Source organism: Ruegeria sp. AL2, assembly GCF_056540845.1.
In genome coordinates, this window is record NZ_JBQFXM010000010.1 from 103,342 (window position 1) to 116,979 (window position 13,638).

Sequence of the window (13,638 nt, forward strand, 5' to 3'; positions counted from 1 at the left end):
GGAAATGGCAAAAGCAATGAGCGGACAAAAACCTGTGAAACCCTCGCCCGACGGATTAGCCGCATCGGTAAAAACCGCCAAAACCCGGGGTTTACCGCCCGTTCACCTGTGGAATCCCCCGTTTTGTGGCGATCTGGACATCCGTGTCGCAAAAGATGGTACATGGAGTTATTTAGGCTCGCCTATCAATCGGTTCGAGCTTGTGAAGCTTTTTTCCTCAATTCTTAAGAAAGAAGACGGGAAATACTATCTGGTCACGCCGGTTGAAAAGGTGGGAATCACTGTCGAAGACGCGCCGTTTATCGCCGTGGATTTCGAGCAAACCGGCGAAGGTCACACGCGGAACCTGACCTTTCGCACACAAGTGGACGACATCGCTGTTGCAGGGCCCGCGCATCCGATCCGGATTGTTATCGATCCTGAGACAGAAGAACCGTCACCCTACATACTGATCCGCACGAACCTCGAAGCGCGCGTAGATCGCAAAAGCTTCTATCGCCTTGTCGAGATTGGTAGCCACCATGAGGGCTGGTTTGGTGTCTGGTCAGGCGGGCAGTTCTTCCCGCTGATCCCTTCAGCCGATTTTGGTTGACCGCGGTGCGCGGTCCTGAGCCAGCACGACGGCCAAAGCGACCACGCCCGCGCCCAGCGCACGGGTCCAGTTCCAGTCCTCCCCCAGCATCAGCATGATCAGCATCACGTAAAACGGGGCAATATTGATGTGAAACGAAGCCAGCGCCACGCCCAGCTTTCCCACAGCCGAGATGAACAACACCTGGCTGAGCCCCAGTGATATCAAGGCATAGATCCCAAGCATCCCCCATTGCTGTCCATCAATGGCGGCGGCTGGCAGCACATCCATGCCCAGCTGGGCCGCCCCAAAACTCAGCACCGCGGCCATGAGCAACCCACCGACGAAGGTAATCGTGCAGCGCCCGATCTGACTAAGCTCCGGGAAGTCGCGCGCGGTGGCCATGCTACCCCAACAAAACAGGCCCGTTGCAAGGATCGCCAGAACCGCACCCAGCCCCAGCTGTTCGGGCGCGGCGGTGCTGGTTGCAATCAATCCACCCAGAACCGACACCAGAACACCCAACGCAAAGGTCCACTTCAGCCGTCGGGTTCCTGCCATCAGTTCCAGTACTGTTGCAAGCAAGGGCGCACAGGATGCAATGATCGCGACAGTCACCGGATCAGTCATTTTCTGCGCGACGATCAGCAAAAACATGGCAAAGCCAAAACCAAAGCCGCCGACAACCATCGCCCGACCCCATCTGGCGCGTAACACTCTGCTTGGACCGTCCAGCAGAATCCAGACCGGAATCAGAACGGCAACCGCCAGCACCAGACGCGCGGTCAGCAATGCAACAGGGGGCCAGGTTTGCAGCAGAACTTCGGCCGCCGGGAAACCCGCTGCCCAGGTAATCATGGAGGCAACCGCCAACCCATTCCCTGACAACGCAGAGTTTTGACCGCCGGGCAGAGCGGTAGTTGCCCCGCGTACGGGTTCCGGGCTCATCGCCATTGGATTCGAACCTTTTGTTAAGGCGGCGCCCGTAATGACGCGCCGCGCTGAGCGGACCCTTGCTGATTCGGTGCAGGCGATCTGGTCGATTTTCGACAATCTGTCGTTTTCGATCCCTTCCCCGAAAATCATCCCTTGGTTATGGTCGGATAACCACAACCGCTGACCGCCTATGCCCAAATTTGCCGCCAACCTTTCGCTTCTGTTTACCGAAATACCTTACCTGGAGCGGTTTCAGGCGGCGGCAGATGCCGGGTTCACCGCAGTCGAGGTTTTGTTTCCCTACGACATCGCCGCGACGGAAACCCGTCGCGCTTTGCTTGCCAGCGGGTTGGAGCTTGTGCTGATCAACGCGCCACCGCCCAACTACACCGGCGGTGCGCCGGGTTACGCAGCGATCCCCGATGGTCAATCGCGGTTCCAGTCGGATATCCGCCGTGTCCTGCGATATGCCGGGGTGCTGCGCCCCGGCCTGATCCACATCATGTCCGGATACGCCACAGGGCCGGATGCATTGAATTGTTTTGTGCAAAACCTGCAATGGGCCGCCGATTTCGCCCCCCAGCAAAAATTCACCATCGAACCGCTCAACCCGGTTTCACAGCCCGGATATTTTTTGAACGACTACGATCTGGCAGCAGATGTGCTCAACCAGGTGGATCGCCCGAATGTCGGCCTGCAATTTGACAGCTTTCACGCTCATATGATTCATGGCGACGCGCTGGCTGTCTGGGACCGCTTTCATCCGCAGGTGGTCCATGCCCAAGTTGGCGCAGCCCCGGATCGCACGGAACCGGGTCGTGGACCAACGGATTTCAAGGCCTTGTTCTCGACCATGGACGCGGTAGGTTATAGCGGCTGGGTCAGCGCGGAATACACACCCACAACACAACGCACCTGCGACACACTTGACTGGATGCGGGACTGACACTGGTAATTTTCATTCAAATACCGCACATCAGCGGCATTGTGACCATTAGGATGCCTGCCATGATACCAGCCCGCTATGCCCGTGCCGTTTTCAGCCTGATCATGTCCGGCCTCATGTCCTTGATTGTAACAGGGATCGCGACGGTCAAAGCGATTGGGTTTAACCCTGGAACAGTTGGCGACTGGATGGCGTCCTGGGCTTTTTGCTGGCCCATCGCCTTCACCGTAATCCTGCTGTTTGGCCCGTCTGTGCAACGAATGGTGAACCGCATGGTAAGGCCGCAGGGCTGACCCGATGCATGCACAGCCCGCCGAGACCTGATGAACAACGCCGCTAGTGCGCCTCGGCCCAGTTCGCCCCCTTCCCGGCATCCACGACCAGCTTCACATCCAGCTTGACCGCAGGATCCGAGGCGCCCTCCATCACGTCACGGGCCACGTCGATCACCTGATCCACCGCATCTTCGGCCACCTCGAACAACAACTCGTCGTGAACCTGCAACAGCATCCTGGCAGGCAATCCGGCGATCGCGTCCGGCATTCGCACCATCGCGCGCCGGATCACATCCGCCGCAGTACCTTGAATTGGTGCATTGATCGCCGCGCGGCGCGAGAACCCGGCATGTGGCCCCTTGGCATTGATCTCGGGCGTGTGGATCTTGCGCCCGAACAGGGTTTGCACATAGCCGTGCTCTTTCGCGAATTCGACTGTGTCGTCCATATAGCGGCGAATGCCTGGGAAACGTTCGAAATAACGATCAATAAAGCCCTGCGCCTCGGCCCGTGGAATACGCAGGTTCCGGGCCAGTCCAAAACCCGAAATGCCGTAGATCACACCGAAGTTGATTGCCTTTGCCTGACGGCGGATATCAGGCGTCATCTCACCCAACGGCACATCAAACATTTCGGACGCAGTCATGGCGTGAATATCCAGCCCGTCCGAAAACGCCTGTTTCAGAGCCGAAATATCAGCGATATGGGCCAGAATCCGCAACTCGATCTGGCTGTAGTCGAGGCTGACCATCACATTGCCCGGCTCGGCGATGAATGCCTCACGAATACGCCGCCCTTCTTCTGTCCGCACCGGAATGTTTTGCAGGTTCGGATCGGTCGAGGCCAGACGCCCCGTGTTCGCTCCGGTGATCGAATAAGACGTATGCACCCGGCCTGTGTCGGGGTTGATATGGGTCTGTAGCGCGTCGGTATAGGTCGATTTCAGCTTGCTCAGCTGCCGCCAGTCCAGAACACGGCGCGGCAACTCGTGTTCGGTTGCGAGGTCTTCCAGAATATCTGCCCCGGTCGAGTATTTCCCGGTCTTGCCTTTCTTCCCGCCTTCCAGACCCATCTTGTCGAACAGGATTTCGCCCAGCTGAGCGGGTGATCCGACATTAAATCTTCCCCCGGCCAACTCGTGAATTTCATCCTCTAACCCGGCCATTTTCTGGGCAAATGCGTTGGACATCCGGCTCAGGACATCTCGGTCGACCTTGATGCCATGCATCTCCATCTCGGCCAGCACCGGCACAAGCGGCCGTTCCAGCGTCTCATAGACCGTTGTCACCTGCGCCCGATGCAATTGCGGTTTGAACAGCTGCCACAAACGCAGGGTGATGTCCGCATCTTCGGCGGCATAGGCCGTGGCCTCGTCAATCGCGACCTTGTCGAAGGTGATTGCCGACTTCCCCGACCCCAGCAGCGGTTTGATCGGGATCGGTGTGTGGCTCAGATAACGTTCGGACAGAGTGTCCATCCCATGCCCATGCTCACCGCCATGCATGGCGTAGGACATCAGCATCGTATCGTCGAGGGGTGCCACGTCGATGCCATGCCGCCTGAAGATCTTGGCATCATACTTCATGTTCTGCCCGATCTTGAGGACCGACGGATCCTCGAGCATCGGTTTCAAAAGCCTCAGGGCTTCTTCCAATGGCATCTGCCCCTCGGCCAAAGCATCCGACCCAAACAGATCATCCGCTGATCCATCGCGGTGGGTCAACGGGATGTAACAGGCTTCTCCGGCCTCGACACACAGCGAAATACCCACCAGACCGGCAATCATCTCGTTCAGGCCCGTGGTCTCTGTGTCTACAGCAACCCAACCACGCTCATAGGCCTGGTCAATCCACTTTTGCAGGGCCGCTGCATCACGCACGCATTCGTATTTCGAACTGACAAACGGGATCGCCTCGGCCTCGACCTCTTCCACCGCTGGCGCAGGGGCGTCGGCAATCACCGGAGCCTCAACCCCCAGCTTGTCAGCGATACGCTTGGTGAGGGTGCGGAACTCCATCTCGGCCAGAAACGCCAACAGCGTGTCTGCATCGGGGTCCCTCACCTCAAGGTCATCCAAGGTGAAATCCAGCGGAGTATTCTCATCCAGTTGAACCAGTTTCTTCGAAAGCTCGATCTGGTCTCGCATTTCGATCAGGGTCTGGCGGCGTTTGGGCTGCTTGATCTCATCTGCCCGGTCCAGCAGGGTTTCCAGGTCGCCGAATTCATTGATCAGCAAGGCCGCCGTCTTGACCCCGATCCCCGGCGCGCCAGGAACATTGTCGACGCTATCACCAGCCAACGCCTGAACATCGACCACACGTTCCGGTCCGACCCCGAACTTCTCGACCACGCCATCCCGGTCAATGCGTTTGTTCTTCATCGCATCCAGCATTTCGACGCCGTCACCGACCAACTGCATCAAGTCCTTGTCGGAACTCACGATGGTCACGCGGCCACCGGCATCGCGTGCCTGAACAGCAAGGGTCGCGATGATGTCGTCAGCCTCATAGCCCTCCATCTCCTTGCAGGCGATGTTGAACGCTTTCGTCGCCTCACGGGTCAGTGGCATCTGTGGGCGCAGGTCCTCGGGCATCGCCTCGCGGTTGGCTTTGTAGAGGTCGTAAAGATCGTTCCGGAAGGTATGGGAGCCCTTATCAAAGATCACCGCCACATGGGTCGGCGCATCTGGCCCCGTATTTCCCTCGACATATTTCTGCAGCATGTTGCAAAAGCCCGAAACAGCCCCAATCGGCAACCCATCCGACTTGCGGGTCAGTGGCGGCAGCGCATGATAGGCCCGGAAAATAAAGGCCGATCCATCGATCAGATGCAGGTGACACCCTTTTCCGAAATTCGTGGTCATTTCGCGCCCTCTCTGATCACTTGCGAAAACACTAATGCCACGGGCGCAACGATAGAGCCACCCGCACCGCGGCCGCAATCTTCATCTTTTCATAAATACTCAATGCCCGCACCGGGCAACACGGGCTCAGGCGTCAGTCTGATGCCCGGCCAGAACATATTTGCAGTCGCAATAGGGGCACTCGACCCAGCCCGTGTCTTCGGGGATCTGCAGCCACACGCGCGGATGACCCAACGCACCTTCGCCGCCATCACAGGCAACACGGGCGGTTTCGACGATCTTGGTTTCCGGCGCTTCGATGGTCACGGCTGGCGATCCTTCTTCGGTTGTCGGCCTCGCGGGCATGTATTAGGTGCGTTTATGAGCGATGATCAAACCGGGGGCAAGTGCCACATGTATGACGCGGCAATCAGGATCGAAGGGCTGCGCAAAACCTATCGCGGTGGCAAGGGTCAGCCCGAGAAACATGCGCTGAAGGGCATTGACCTGACCGTCCCGCGCGGCTCGGTTTTTGGTCTGCTGGGTCCGAACGGTGCAGGAAAATCGACCCTGATCAACATCCTGGCTGGTCTGGTGGTGAAATCGGCGGGCCGCGTAGCGATCTGGGGCTTCGATCAGGATCAGAATCCACGCCAGTCACGATCGGCCATTGGTGTGATGCCGCAAGAGCTGAACCTCGACCCGTTTTTCACCCCGCGCGGCGCGCTTGAGGTTCAGGCTGGTCTCTATGGTGTTCCGAAATCCGAACGGCGCAGTGATCGGATTCTGGAATTGGTCGGTCTCAGCGACAAGGCCGAGGCCTATGCCCGCACTCTCTCGGGTGGAATGCGGCGGCGGTTACTGTTGGCCAAGGCACTGGTGCATCACCCGAAAATCCTTGTGCTTGATGAGCCGACAGCAGGTGTGGACATCGAACTGCGCCAGATGCTCTGGGCCAATGTGCGCAAGCTGAACGAACAGGGCATGACCATCATCCTGACCACTCACTACCTGGAAGAAGCGCAAGAGATGTGCGACGAGATCGCCATTATCAACCACGGTGAAAAGGTCGCGCAGGACAGCACCGCCAACCTTTTGGGCCGCATGGATAGCCGCACTATGGTGATTGTGCCCGACAGCCCGATCATTGATCTGCCTGCGTCAGAAGGCGTCGAGGCAGCTCTCCGCGATGATGGCAGCCTTGTCCTGCAATACCGAAACATCCAGACCAGCGCCGAGCAGGTTCTGGAATCGGTGCGCGCCGCGAATATCCGCATCCGCGACGTCCGCACCGAAGAGGCCGATCTTGAAGATGTATTCCTTGCCCTGACCTCGTCCCGTACCGAGGATCATCCGGCGGATGATCAGGATCAGCCACGCCGGGGCATCCACCGGGTCAAGCTTTAGGCGCGGTCTATTCGCGCCTGATAGCAGTTATTCCGCGCAGACCGCACGTGAATATAGGCGACGTCGGATCGGGAAAAGATTTCCCTGACTTTTGCGCCGATCTGGTCCGTCGGCGTGACCGCCCCGGTGCCATAGACGATCCTGTCATCCGCACCGTAGCCCTTGATCAGATAGTCGGGCGAGTTGGTCAGAATTTCGGGCAGCGCGTCTTCCTCGTACCGTTCACACGGTGTTGCGCACAAAAAGATCGGGCCGGTTTCCGCATAGGGATGTGTCTCTGAAAAGGGCCGATGCGCCAATATCAGCATCTCATCGCCCTCTGGAATATGTCGCAGGCAGTGGCGGCACGGGTTACCTGCACCCGTCGACACAGCGCGCTCCGGCGTTGAACCATATGCATCCGGGCCACCTGCCTGAAGAGCGCGTACATCGTTGGTGGGCAAAGCGGTGATTTTGAACATCTCGGATCTCCTTTTTTGCTGACCATGCCCGTGTGACCGGACCCAATCGACCCGTTTCCTGCGCAAAGGACTCGAAAAAGAACAAAACGTGAATATAATATGGACTCGCCATGTATGCCGAGTTGTCGATCACGTCGAATTTTACCTTCCTCACCGGGGCCTCGCACCCCGAGGAGTATATGGAGCGTGCCGTCACCCTGGGTCTGCCTGCCATTGCGATTGCCGATGACAACTCGGTCGCCGGGATCGTCCGCGCCCATGCTCAAGCACGCGAGATCACCCGCAAGGTCCGCGAACGGCTGGCGTGGGAGGCGCAGAACACATCCATCGGTCCACCCTGCCCCGATCATATCCCCAAGCCGCCCTCCTATCCCATCCACGCGGTTCCCCGCCTGATCCCGGCGGCGCGGCTGATCTTCACCGATGCGCCCACTGTCACCGCCTTACCCCTGAACCGACAGGGCTGGGCCAACCTGTGCCGCATCCTGTCCAGGGGTCGCCTGCGCGCCGAGAAAGGCGATTGCATCCTGCACCTGTCTGACCTGCTCGAATTTTCCGATGGCCTCCACCTGCTGCTGTGGCCACAGGCGGCGGGCTCTCCAGGCGGCGCGGGCGCGTGGCGGACACAGGCGCAGCAGCTGACGCGCCGCTTTGCCGGGCGGATGCATCTGTTGATGCACCCTCGGTATGATGGCGCCGATGGTTCGTATTTCTCTTTATTAGAGATTGAGGCAAAACAGCTTGGCATCCTCACGCTCGCCAGCGCGACACCGCTGATGCACCACGGCACCCGCCGCAAACTGGGCGATGTGCTGACCGCCATCCGCCTGCGCCGCAAAGTGGACGCATTGGGCCGGGACGCTTTGGCCAATGGTGAACAGCGCCTGCGCTCCGAGGCCGAGATGCTACGCATCTTCAAGGGTCATGAAGGTGCCGTTGCCCGCGCCCATGTGCTCAGCGAAGAGTTGAAATTCTCGCTGGGTGAGCTGCGTTATGAATACCCCAGCGAGGGCAGCGAACAGGAAACCCCGACCCAGCGCCTGCACCGTCTGGCGCATGAGGGGCTGAAATGGCGCTATCCCGCCGGGGCGTCCGAAAAGGCGAAAAAAATGCTGGCGCATGAGCTGACGCTGATCGGCAAGCTGAAATACGAACCCTACTTCCTGACCGTCCGCGATATCGTCCATTTCGCCCGTTCGCGCAGCATCCTGTGCCAGGGGCGCGGGTCAGCGGCCAATTCGGTCGTCTGCTTTTGCCTCGGCATCACCGAGGTCAGCCCCGAGATGGGCACCATGGTGTTTGAACGCTTCGTCTCCGAGGCGCGCGATGAACCGCCAGACATAGACGTCGATTTCGAACATGAACGCCGCGAAGAGGTGATCCAGCACATCTATGACCGCTATGGCCGCGAACGCGCAGGCCTTTGCGCCACTGTCGTGCATTATCGCGGCAAACGCGCAATCCGCGAGGTTGGCCGCGCCATGGGCCTGACCGAAGACACGATCTCGGCACTTTCCTCACAGCTTTGGGGGTTTTTCTCGGCCTCGGGGCTTGAGGCACAACGGATGCGCGAAATTGGCCTCGACCCCGAAGATCGGCGCCTGAAACAGACTTTAATGCTGGTTTATGAGATCGACGGCTTTCCTCGTCACCTCTCGCAGCATGTCGGCGGGTTCATCATCACCGAGGGTCGGCTGGATGAGCTTGTCCCCATCGAAAACGCCACGATGGAGGGCCGCACTGTCATCTGCTGGGACAAAGATGACATCGACAGCCTTGGCATCCTTAAGGTCGATGTCCTCAGCCTCGGGATGCTCACCTGCATCCGCAAGGCGTTTGACCTGATCGGCCAGCATCACCAGACCAGCTACACCCTTGCCACCCTGCCGCCCGAGGATCCGGTGGTCTATGACATGCTCTGCAAGGCGGACAGCATCGGCGTGTTTCAGGTGGAATCACGTGCACAGATGAACTTCCTACCGCGAATGCGGCCGCGTAATTTCTATGATCTGGTGATCGAGGTTGCCATCATCCGCCCCGGCCCCATTCAGGGCGACATGGTCCACCCCTATATCCGCCGCCGTAATGGCGAGGAGGAGGTCTGCTTCCCCTCGGACGCGCTGGGCGAGGTATTGGGCAAAACGCTGGGTGTGCCGTTGTTTCAGGAACAGGCGATGCAGATCGCCATTGTCGGCGCGGGCTTCACCCCGGAACAGGCCGATCGGCTGCGGCGGTCGCTGGCAACCTTCAAGAAACATGGCAATGTCAGCGAATTCCGCGCGCTCTTTTTGCGCGGGATGAAACGCAACGGGTATGAACAGGATTTCGCGGAACGTTGCTTTTCCCAGATCGAAGGCTTCGGCTCGTACGGTTTCCCGGAAAGTCACGCGGCCAGTTTTGCGCTGCTGGTCTATGCCTCTGCCTGGATCAAATGCCACCATCCGGGCATCTTCGCCTGCGCCCTGCTGAACTCGCAGCCGATGGGGTTCTACGCGCCGGCCCAGATTGTGCGGGATGCGCGCGAACATGGGGTGCAGGTGCGCCCGGTCTGCATCAATGCCAGCTTTTGGGACAATGTGATGGAGCCTGATGGCCATGGCGGTCTGGCGCTGCGGCTGGGCTTTCGCCAGATCAAGGGCCTGAGCGAGGAAGACGCCAGCTGGCTGACCGCCGCACGCGGCAACGGCTACACCCAGGTCGACGATGTCTGGCGCCGCGCAGGCCTTGGGCCGTCGGTGATCGAACGGCTGGCCGAGGCTGATGCCTTCGCCGCCTGCGACCTGACCCGGCGCGAGGCGCTCTGGCAGGCCAAGGCAATTGCCACCGCCAAACCTCTGCCACTGTTCTCGCAGGACTTGGAGGGCGAGGCGCTGGATGAACCTGAGGCTTACCTGCCACAGATGACGCTGGGCGAGCAGGTGGTCGAAGATTACGTCGCCACCCGCCTCAGCCTGCGGGCGCACCCGGTGGCCCTGCTGCGGCATCTGCTGACGCCGGATGGGCGCGACAAAACCACCTCTGTTCCGTAACGCCGGAACACCCTATCTGCCGAAAACAGAGTCGAAATTCAGGCTGTCATGACCAGACCCATCCTTCCCCCGCGCTTTCCCGCGACGCCCGAGCAAATCAACGCGCAAGTTCGCGCCTTTTATGCCCGTGTCCGGCAAGACGCGGTACTTGGGCCCGTATTCGCAAACCACGTCACCGACTGGCCCGCGCATGAGGACAAGATCGCCGCCTTCTGGCGCAATGCCATCCTGTATGAGCGCTGCTATGACGGTAATCCGCAACGGGTCCATATCGAACGGCCCGATGTGAAACCGGAGTTCTTTGCCCATTGGCTGGATCTGTTCGAAGAGGTCGCCACCCGGACCCTGCCCGCGGAAACGGCCACCCCATGGGTCGTCTTGGCCCGCCGCATCGGTGTCGGCATGAAGGCAGGTGTTCAATCCGCACGACAGCCCAAAGATGCGCCGCCGATCCTGCGATGATCCCAGATCATGGTAGTTTTGACATGTTAGCGGTAAAATAAGGGCTATTCGTGCCCTCAGAATAGGGTTAAGCAGCAATAAAGACAGCCAGGAACCCTGCCTGCGCTGCCACGATGTATCGTCACCACACCAACATAGGCCGAGGCCGGATCGATGAGCGCTCAAAACAACACCCTTGGGGGGCTTGGCTATGCATTTCTGGGATTTGCCGTCTTTGCCAGCCACGATGCGCTGATCAAGGTGCTGGGCGGCACCTATTCAGTGATGCAGATCATCTTTTTTGCCACGCTGTTTTCTTTCGTTCCAATGGCGGTCACGATCCTGACCGACCGAACGACGGGGAACTTTCTGCCGCATCACCCATGGCTGGTATTGCTGCGCTCGGGCCTGATGGTTACGGCCATGTCCTGCGCATTTTACGCGTTTTCGGTTCTGCCACTGGCCGAGGTCTATTCCCTGCTGTTTTCATTCCCGCTGATCGTCACGGTGCTGTCAATCCCGATTTTGGGGGAAGTGGTCCGCGCCCAGCGCTGGGCTGCGGTTGGCGTCGGCCTGATTGGCGTCCTGATCGTTCTGCGCCCCGGTGCAACGGATATCACATTGGGCCATATGGCCGCCCTGATGGCCGCCTTCTGCAGCGCCTTCGCCTCGGTTCTGGTGCGCAAGATCGGGAATGAGGAACGCTCGGCCGTGCTGATCCTCTATCCGATGCTATTGGCCATCGTTGTGATGAGCCTTGCCCAACCGGCTGTATATCAGCCGCCTTCCCTGCTGCATCTGGCGATGATGGCGCTGGTCGGGGTGTTCTCGGTCATCGCGCAACACCTGATCATTCTGGCCTACCGCGCCGCGCCCGCCGGTGTCGTCGCCCCCAGCCAGTACAGCCAGATCATCTGGGCAACGCTGTTTGGCATGATCTTCTTCGACGAGCGCCCTGACATCTGGGTCGCCGTCGGGGCCAGCATCATCATCGCGTCCGGCGTCTATGTTGTGTGGCGAGAAAGCCGGGCCAACACCACCTCGGCCAATACCCCGGTTCTGCGGGTTCGTTCACCCCGGGCAGACACAGGGGCAACACGACCTGGAAAGTAGGTTCAACAAAAACGGCGCACCGATCAGCGCGCCGTTTTCGAGAACTTTGGTGTTTACCCTTAGTAGATAACCACCGACCGGATGCTTTCGCCCTTATGCATCAGGTCGAAGCCGTGGTTGATGTCGTCCAGACCCATGGTGTGGGTGATCATCGGGTCGATCTCGATCTTGCCCTCCATGTACCAGTCGACGATCTTGGGCACGTCCGTGCGCCCACGCGCACCACCAAATGCGGTACCGCGCCACGAACGGCCGGTGACCAGCTGGAATGGCCGGGTCGAGATTTCGGCCCCTGCAGGTGCCACGCCAATGATGATCGACTCACCCCAGCCCTTATGCGCCGATTCAAGTGCTGCACGCATCACGCCGACATTGCCTGTGGCGTCAAACGTATAATCCGCACCGCCCTTGGTCAGGTTGACGAGATACGGCACCAGATCGCCTTCAACCTCTGACGGGTTCACGAAGTCGGTCATGCCGAACCTGGTGGCCATTTCCACCTTGGAGGGATTCAGGTCGACGCCGACGATCTGGTCTGCTCCGGCCAGACGCAGGCCCTGAATGACGTTCAGGCCGATACCGCCCAGACCAAACACGATTGCACGGCTGCCGATTTCCACCTTGGCCGTGTTGATGACCGCGCCGATACCGGTTGTGACACCACAGCCGATATAGCAGATCTTGTCGAACGGCGCATCCTCGCGCACCTTGGCCAGCGCGATTTCAGGCAGAACCGTGTGGTTCGAGAAGGTCGAGCAGCCCATGTAATGCAGGATCGGATCGCCATCCAAGGTCGAGAAACGAGAGGTGCCATCGGGCATCAGACCCTTGCCCTGTGTTTCCCGGATCGCCTGACACAGGTTGGTCTTGGGGTGCAGACAGTATTCACACTCGCGACATTCGGGGGTGTAAAGCGGGATCACATGATCGCCCGGCTTCAGGCTGGTCACTCCTGGGCCGACCTCGACCACCACGCCTGCGCCTTCATGGCCCAGAATGGCCGGAAACAAGCCTTCGGGGTCGGCACCCGACAGAGTGAATTCGTCGGTATGACAGATGCCGGTGGCCTTGATCTCGACCAGAACCTCGCCCGCCTTGGGGCCTTCGAGGTTTACATCCATCACTTCCAAAGGTTTGCCTGCCTGAATGGCGACGGCGGCACGGGTACGCATGCTACTTATCTCCCTGTCACTTTTGCCCCGACCCTGCGTCAATTACAGGGTGTTTTCAACCGTGCTTTCATGGCAGGTTGGCTAATTAATTGATATTGCAGAAACGACATTGCCAGAATGAGGAACGCCAATGCATCGATTTTTCCCGATCCTGATCTTTCTGGCGGCCTGCGCTGAGACCCCGCCTGCGCCCGAAGACGCTTTGCTGCCGCCGGAACCTGCCCCGGTCGATCTGGCCTTTTGTCAGGGCGAAGATTTTTCGGATACCGTTGGCCAGCCGGTTTCAACCATTCAGGCAAACCTGCCCGCGCGGTCGCGCGTGCTGGGGCCGGATGACATCGCCACGCAGGATTACCGCATCGACCGGCTAAACGTATACGTGAATGGTGACGGGATCATCCAGCGGCTGACCTGCGGATAAGGGCGGACTCGACTCAGGCATCGA

13 protein-coding genes are annotated in these 13,638 nt (G+C 59.4%); 8 read left to right on the forward strand and 5 right to left on the reverse strand.

Going from position 1 to position 13,638, the window contains the following annotated elements:
- Positions 1-16: 16 nt before the first annotated feature.
- Complete coding sequence (locus tag ACR0ID_RS13575; RefSeq protein WP_480606156.1) at positions 17-592, forward strand: DUF1285 domain-containing protein; 576 nt, start codon at positions 17-19, stop codon at positions 590-592.
- Here the strand turns inward: ACR0ID_RS13575 and ACR0ID_RS13580 are convergent.
- Complete coding sequence (locus tag ACR0ID_RS13580; RefSeq protein ID WP_480606159.1) at positions 575-1,429, reverse strand: DMT family transporter; 855 nt, start codon at positions 1,427-1,429, stop codon at positions 575-577. The two genes, ACR0ID_RS13575 and ACR0ID_RS13580, sit on opposite strands and share 18 nt — an antisense overlap.
- Positions 1,430-1,697: 268 nt before the next feature.
- Here ACR0ID_RS13580 and ACR0ID_RS13585 point away from each other — a divergent pair, with 268 nt between their 5' ends.
- Entirely contained in the window at positions 1,698-2,453 is a 756-nt protein-coding gene (locus ACR0ID_RS13585; RefSeq protein ID WP_480606161.1) for a hydroxypyruvate isomerase family protein, read from the forward strand.
- A 62-nt stretch (positions 2,454-2,515) separates the two neighbouring features.
- Positions 2,516-2,746, forward strand: coding sequence for a DUF2798 domain-containing protein (locus tag ACR0ID_RS13590; protein WP_480474477.1), 231 nt, complete (start codon positions 2,516-2,518; stop codon positions 2,744-2,746).
- Between the two features lie 43 nt (positions 2,747-2,789).
- Here ACR0ID_RS13590 and polA read toward each other — a convergent pair whose 3' ends face one another.
- On the reverse strand, positions 2,790-5,591 hold the full coding sequence (polA, locus tag ACR0ID_RS13595) for a DNA polymerase I (protein ID WP_480606164.1): 2,802 nt from the start codon (positions 5,589-5,591) through the stop codon (positions 2,790-2,792).
- A 126-nt stretch (positions 5,592-5,717) separates the two neighbouring features.
- A complete protein-coding gene (locus tag ACR0ID_RS13600) occupies positions 5,718-5,897 on the reverse strand; it encodes a zinc-finger domain-containing protein (protein WP_480476870.1) in 180 nt (59 codons plus the stop codon).
- Positions 5,898-5,984: 87 nt separating this feature from the next.
- On the opposite strand from ACR0ID_RS13600, the gene ACR0ID_RS13605 reads away from it, so the two are divergent.
- On the forward strand, positions 5,985-6,977 hold the full coding sequence (locus ACR0ID_RS13605; protein ID WP_480606205.1) for an ABC transporter ATP-binding protein: 993 nt from the start codon (positions 5,985-5,987) through the stop codon (positions 6,975-6,977).
- Here the strand turns inward: ACR0ID_RS13605 and ACR0ID_RS13610 are convergent.
- Positions 6,974-7,438: a DUF1203 domain-containing protein gene (locus tag ACR0ID_RS13610; protein ID WP_480606168.1), complete on the reverse strand. Its 465-nt coding sequence runs from the start codon at positions 7,436-7,438 to the stop codon at positions 6,974-6,976. The two genes, ACR0ID_RS13605 and ACR0ID_RS13610, sit on opposite strands and share 4 nt — an antisense overlap.
- A 110-nt stretch (positions 7,439-7,548) precedes the next feature.
- Between ACR0ID_RS13610 and ACR0ID_RS13615 the strand changes: the two genes are divergently transcribed.
- The 3 genes from ACR0ID_RS13615 to ACR0ID_RS13625 all read left to right on the forward strand — a co-directional run bounded on the left by ACR0ID_RS13615 (position 7,549) and on the right by ACR0ID_RS13625 (position 12,021).
- Complete coding sequence (locus ACR0ID_RS13615; RefSeq protein ID WP_480606171.1) at positions 7,549-10,467, forward strand: error-prone DNA polymerase; 2,919 nt, start codon at positions 7,549-7,551, stop codon at positions 10,465-10,467.
- Positions 10,468-10,515: 48 nt separating this feature from the next.
- The gene (locus ACR0ID_RS13620; protein WP_480519544.1) at positions 10,516-10,929 is read left to right on the forward strand and encodes a group III truncated hemoglobin; all 414 of its coding nucleotides are present in this window, start codon (positions 10,516-10,518) and stop codon (positions 10,927-10,929) included.
- 153 nt (positions 10,930-11,082) lie between these two features.
- Positions 11,083-12,021 carry a DMT family transporter gene (locus ACR0ID_RS13625; protein ID WP_480555150.1) on the forward strand — a complete coding sequence of 313 codons (939 nt, stop codon included), beginning with the start codon at positions 11,083-11,085 and terminating at the stop codon, positions 12,019-12,021.
- A 59-nt stretch (positions 12,022-12,080) separates the two neighbouring features.
- On the opposite strand, the gene ACR0ID_RS13630 is transcribed toward ACR0ID_RS13625, so the two are convergent.
- The gene (locus ACR0ID_RS13630) at positions 12,081-13,193 is read right to left on the reverse strand and encodes an S-(hydroxymethyl)glutathione dehydrogenase/class III alcohol dehydrogenase (RefSeq protein ID WP_267364409.1); all 1,113 of its coding nucleotides are present in this window, start codon (positions 13,191-13,193) and stop codon (positions 12,081-12,083) included.
- A gap of 130 nt (positions 13,194-13,323) precedes the next feature.
- On the opposite strand from ACR0ID_RS13630, the gene ACR0ID_RS13635 reads away from it, so the two are divergent.
- Positions 13,324-13,614 (forward strand): I78 family peptidase inhibitor, encoded by a 291-nt coding sequence (locus ACR0ID_RS13635; RefSeq protein WP_480474470.1) that lies wholly within the window; start codon positions 13,324-13,326, stop codon positions 13,612-13,614.
- Positions 13,615-13,638: the final 24 nt, after the last annotated feature.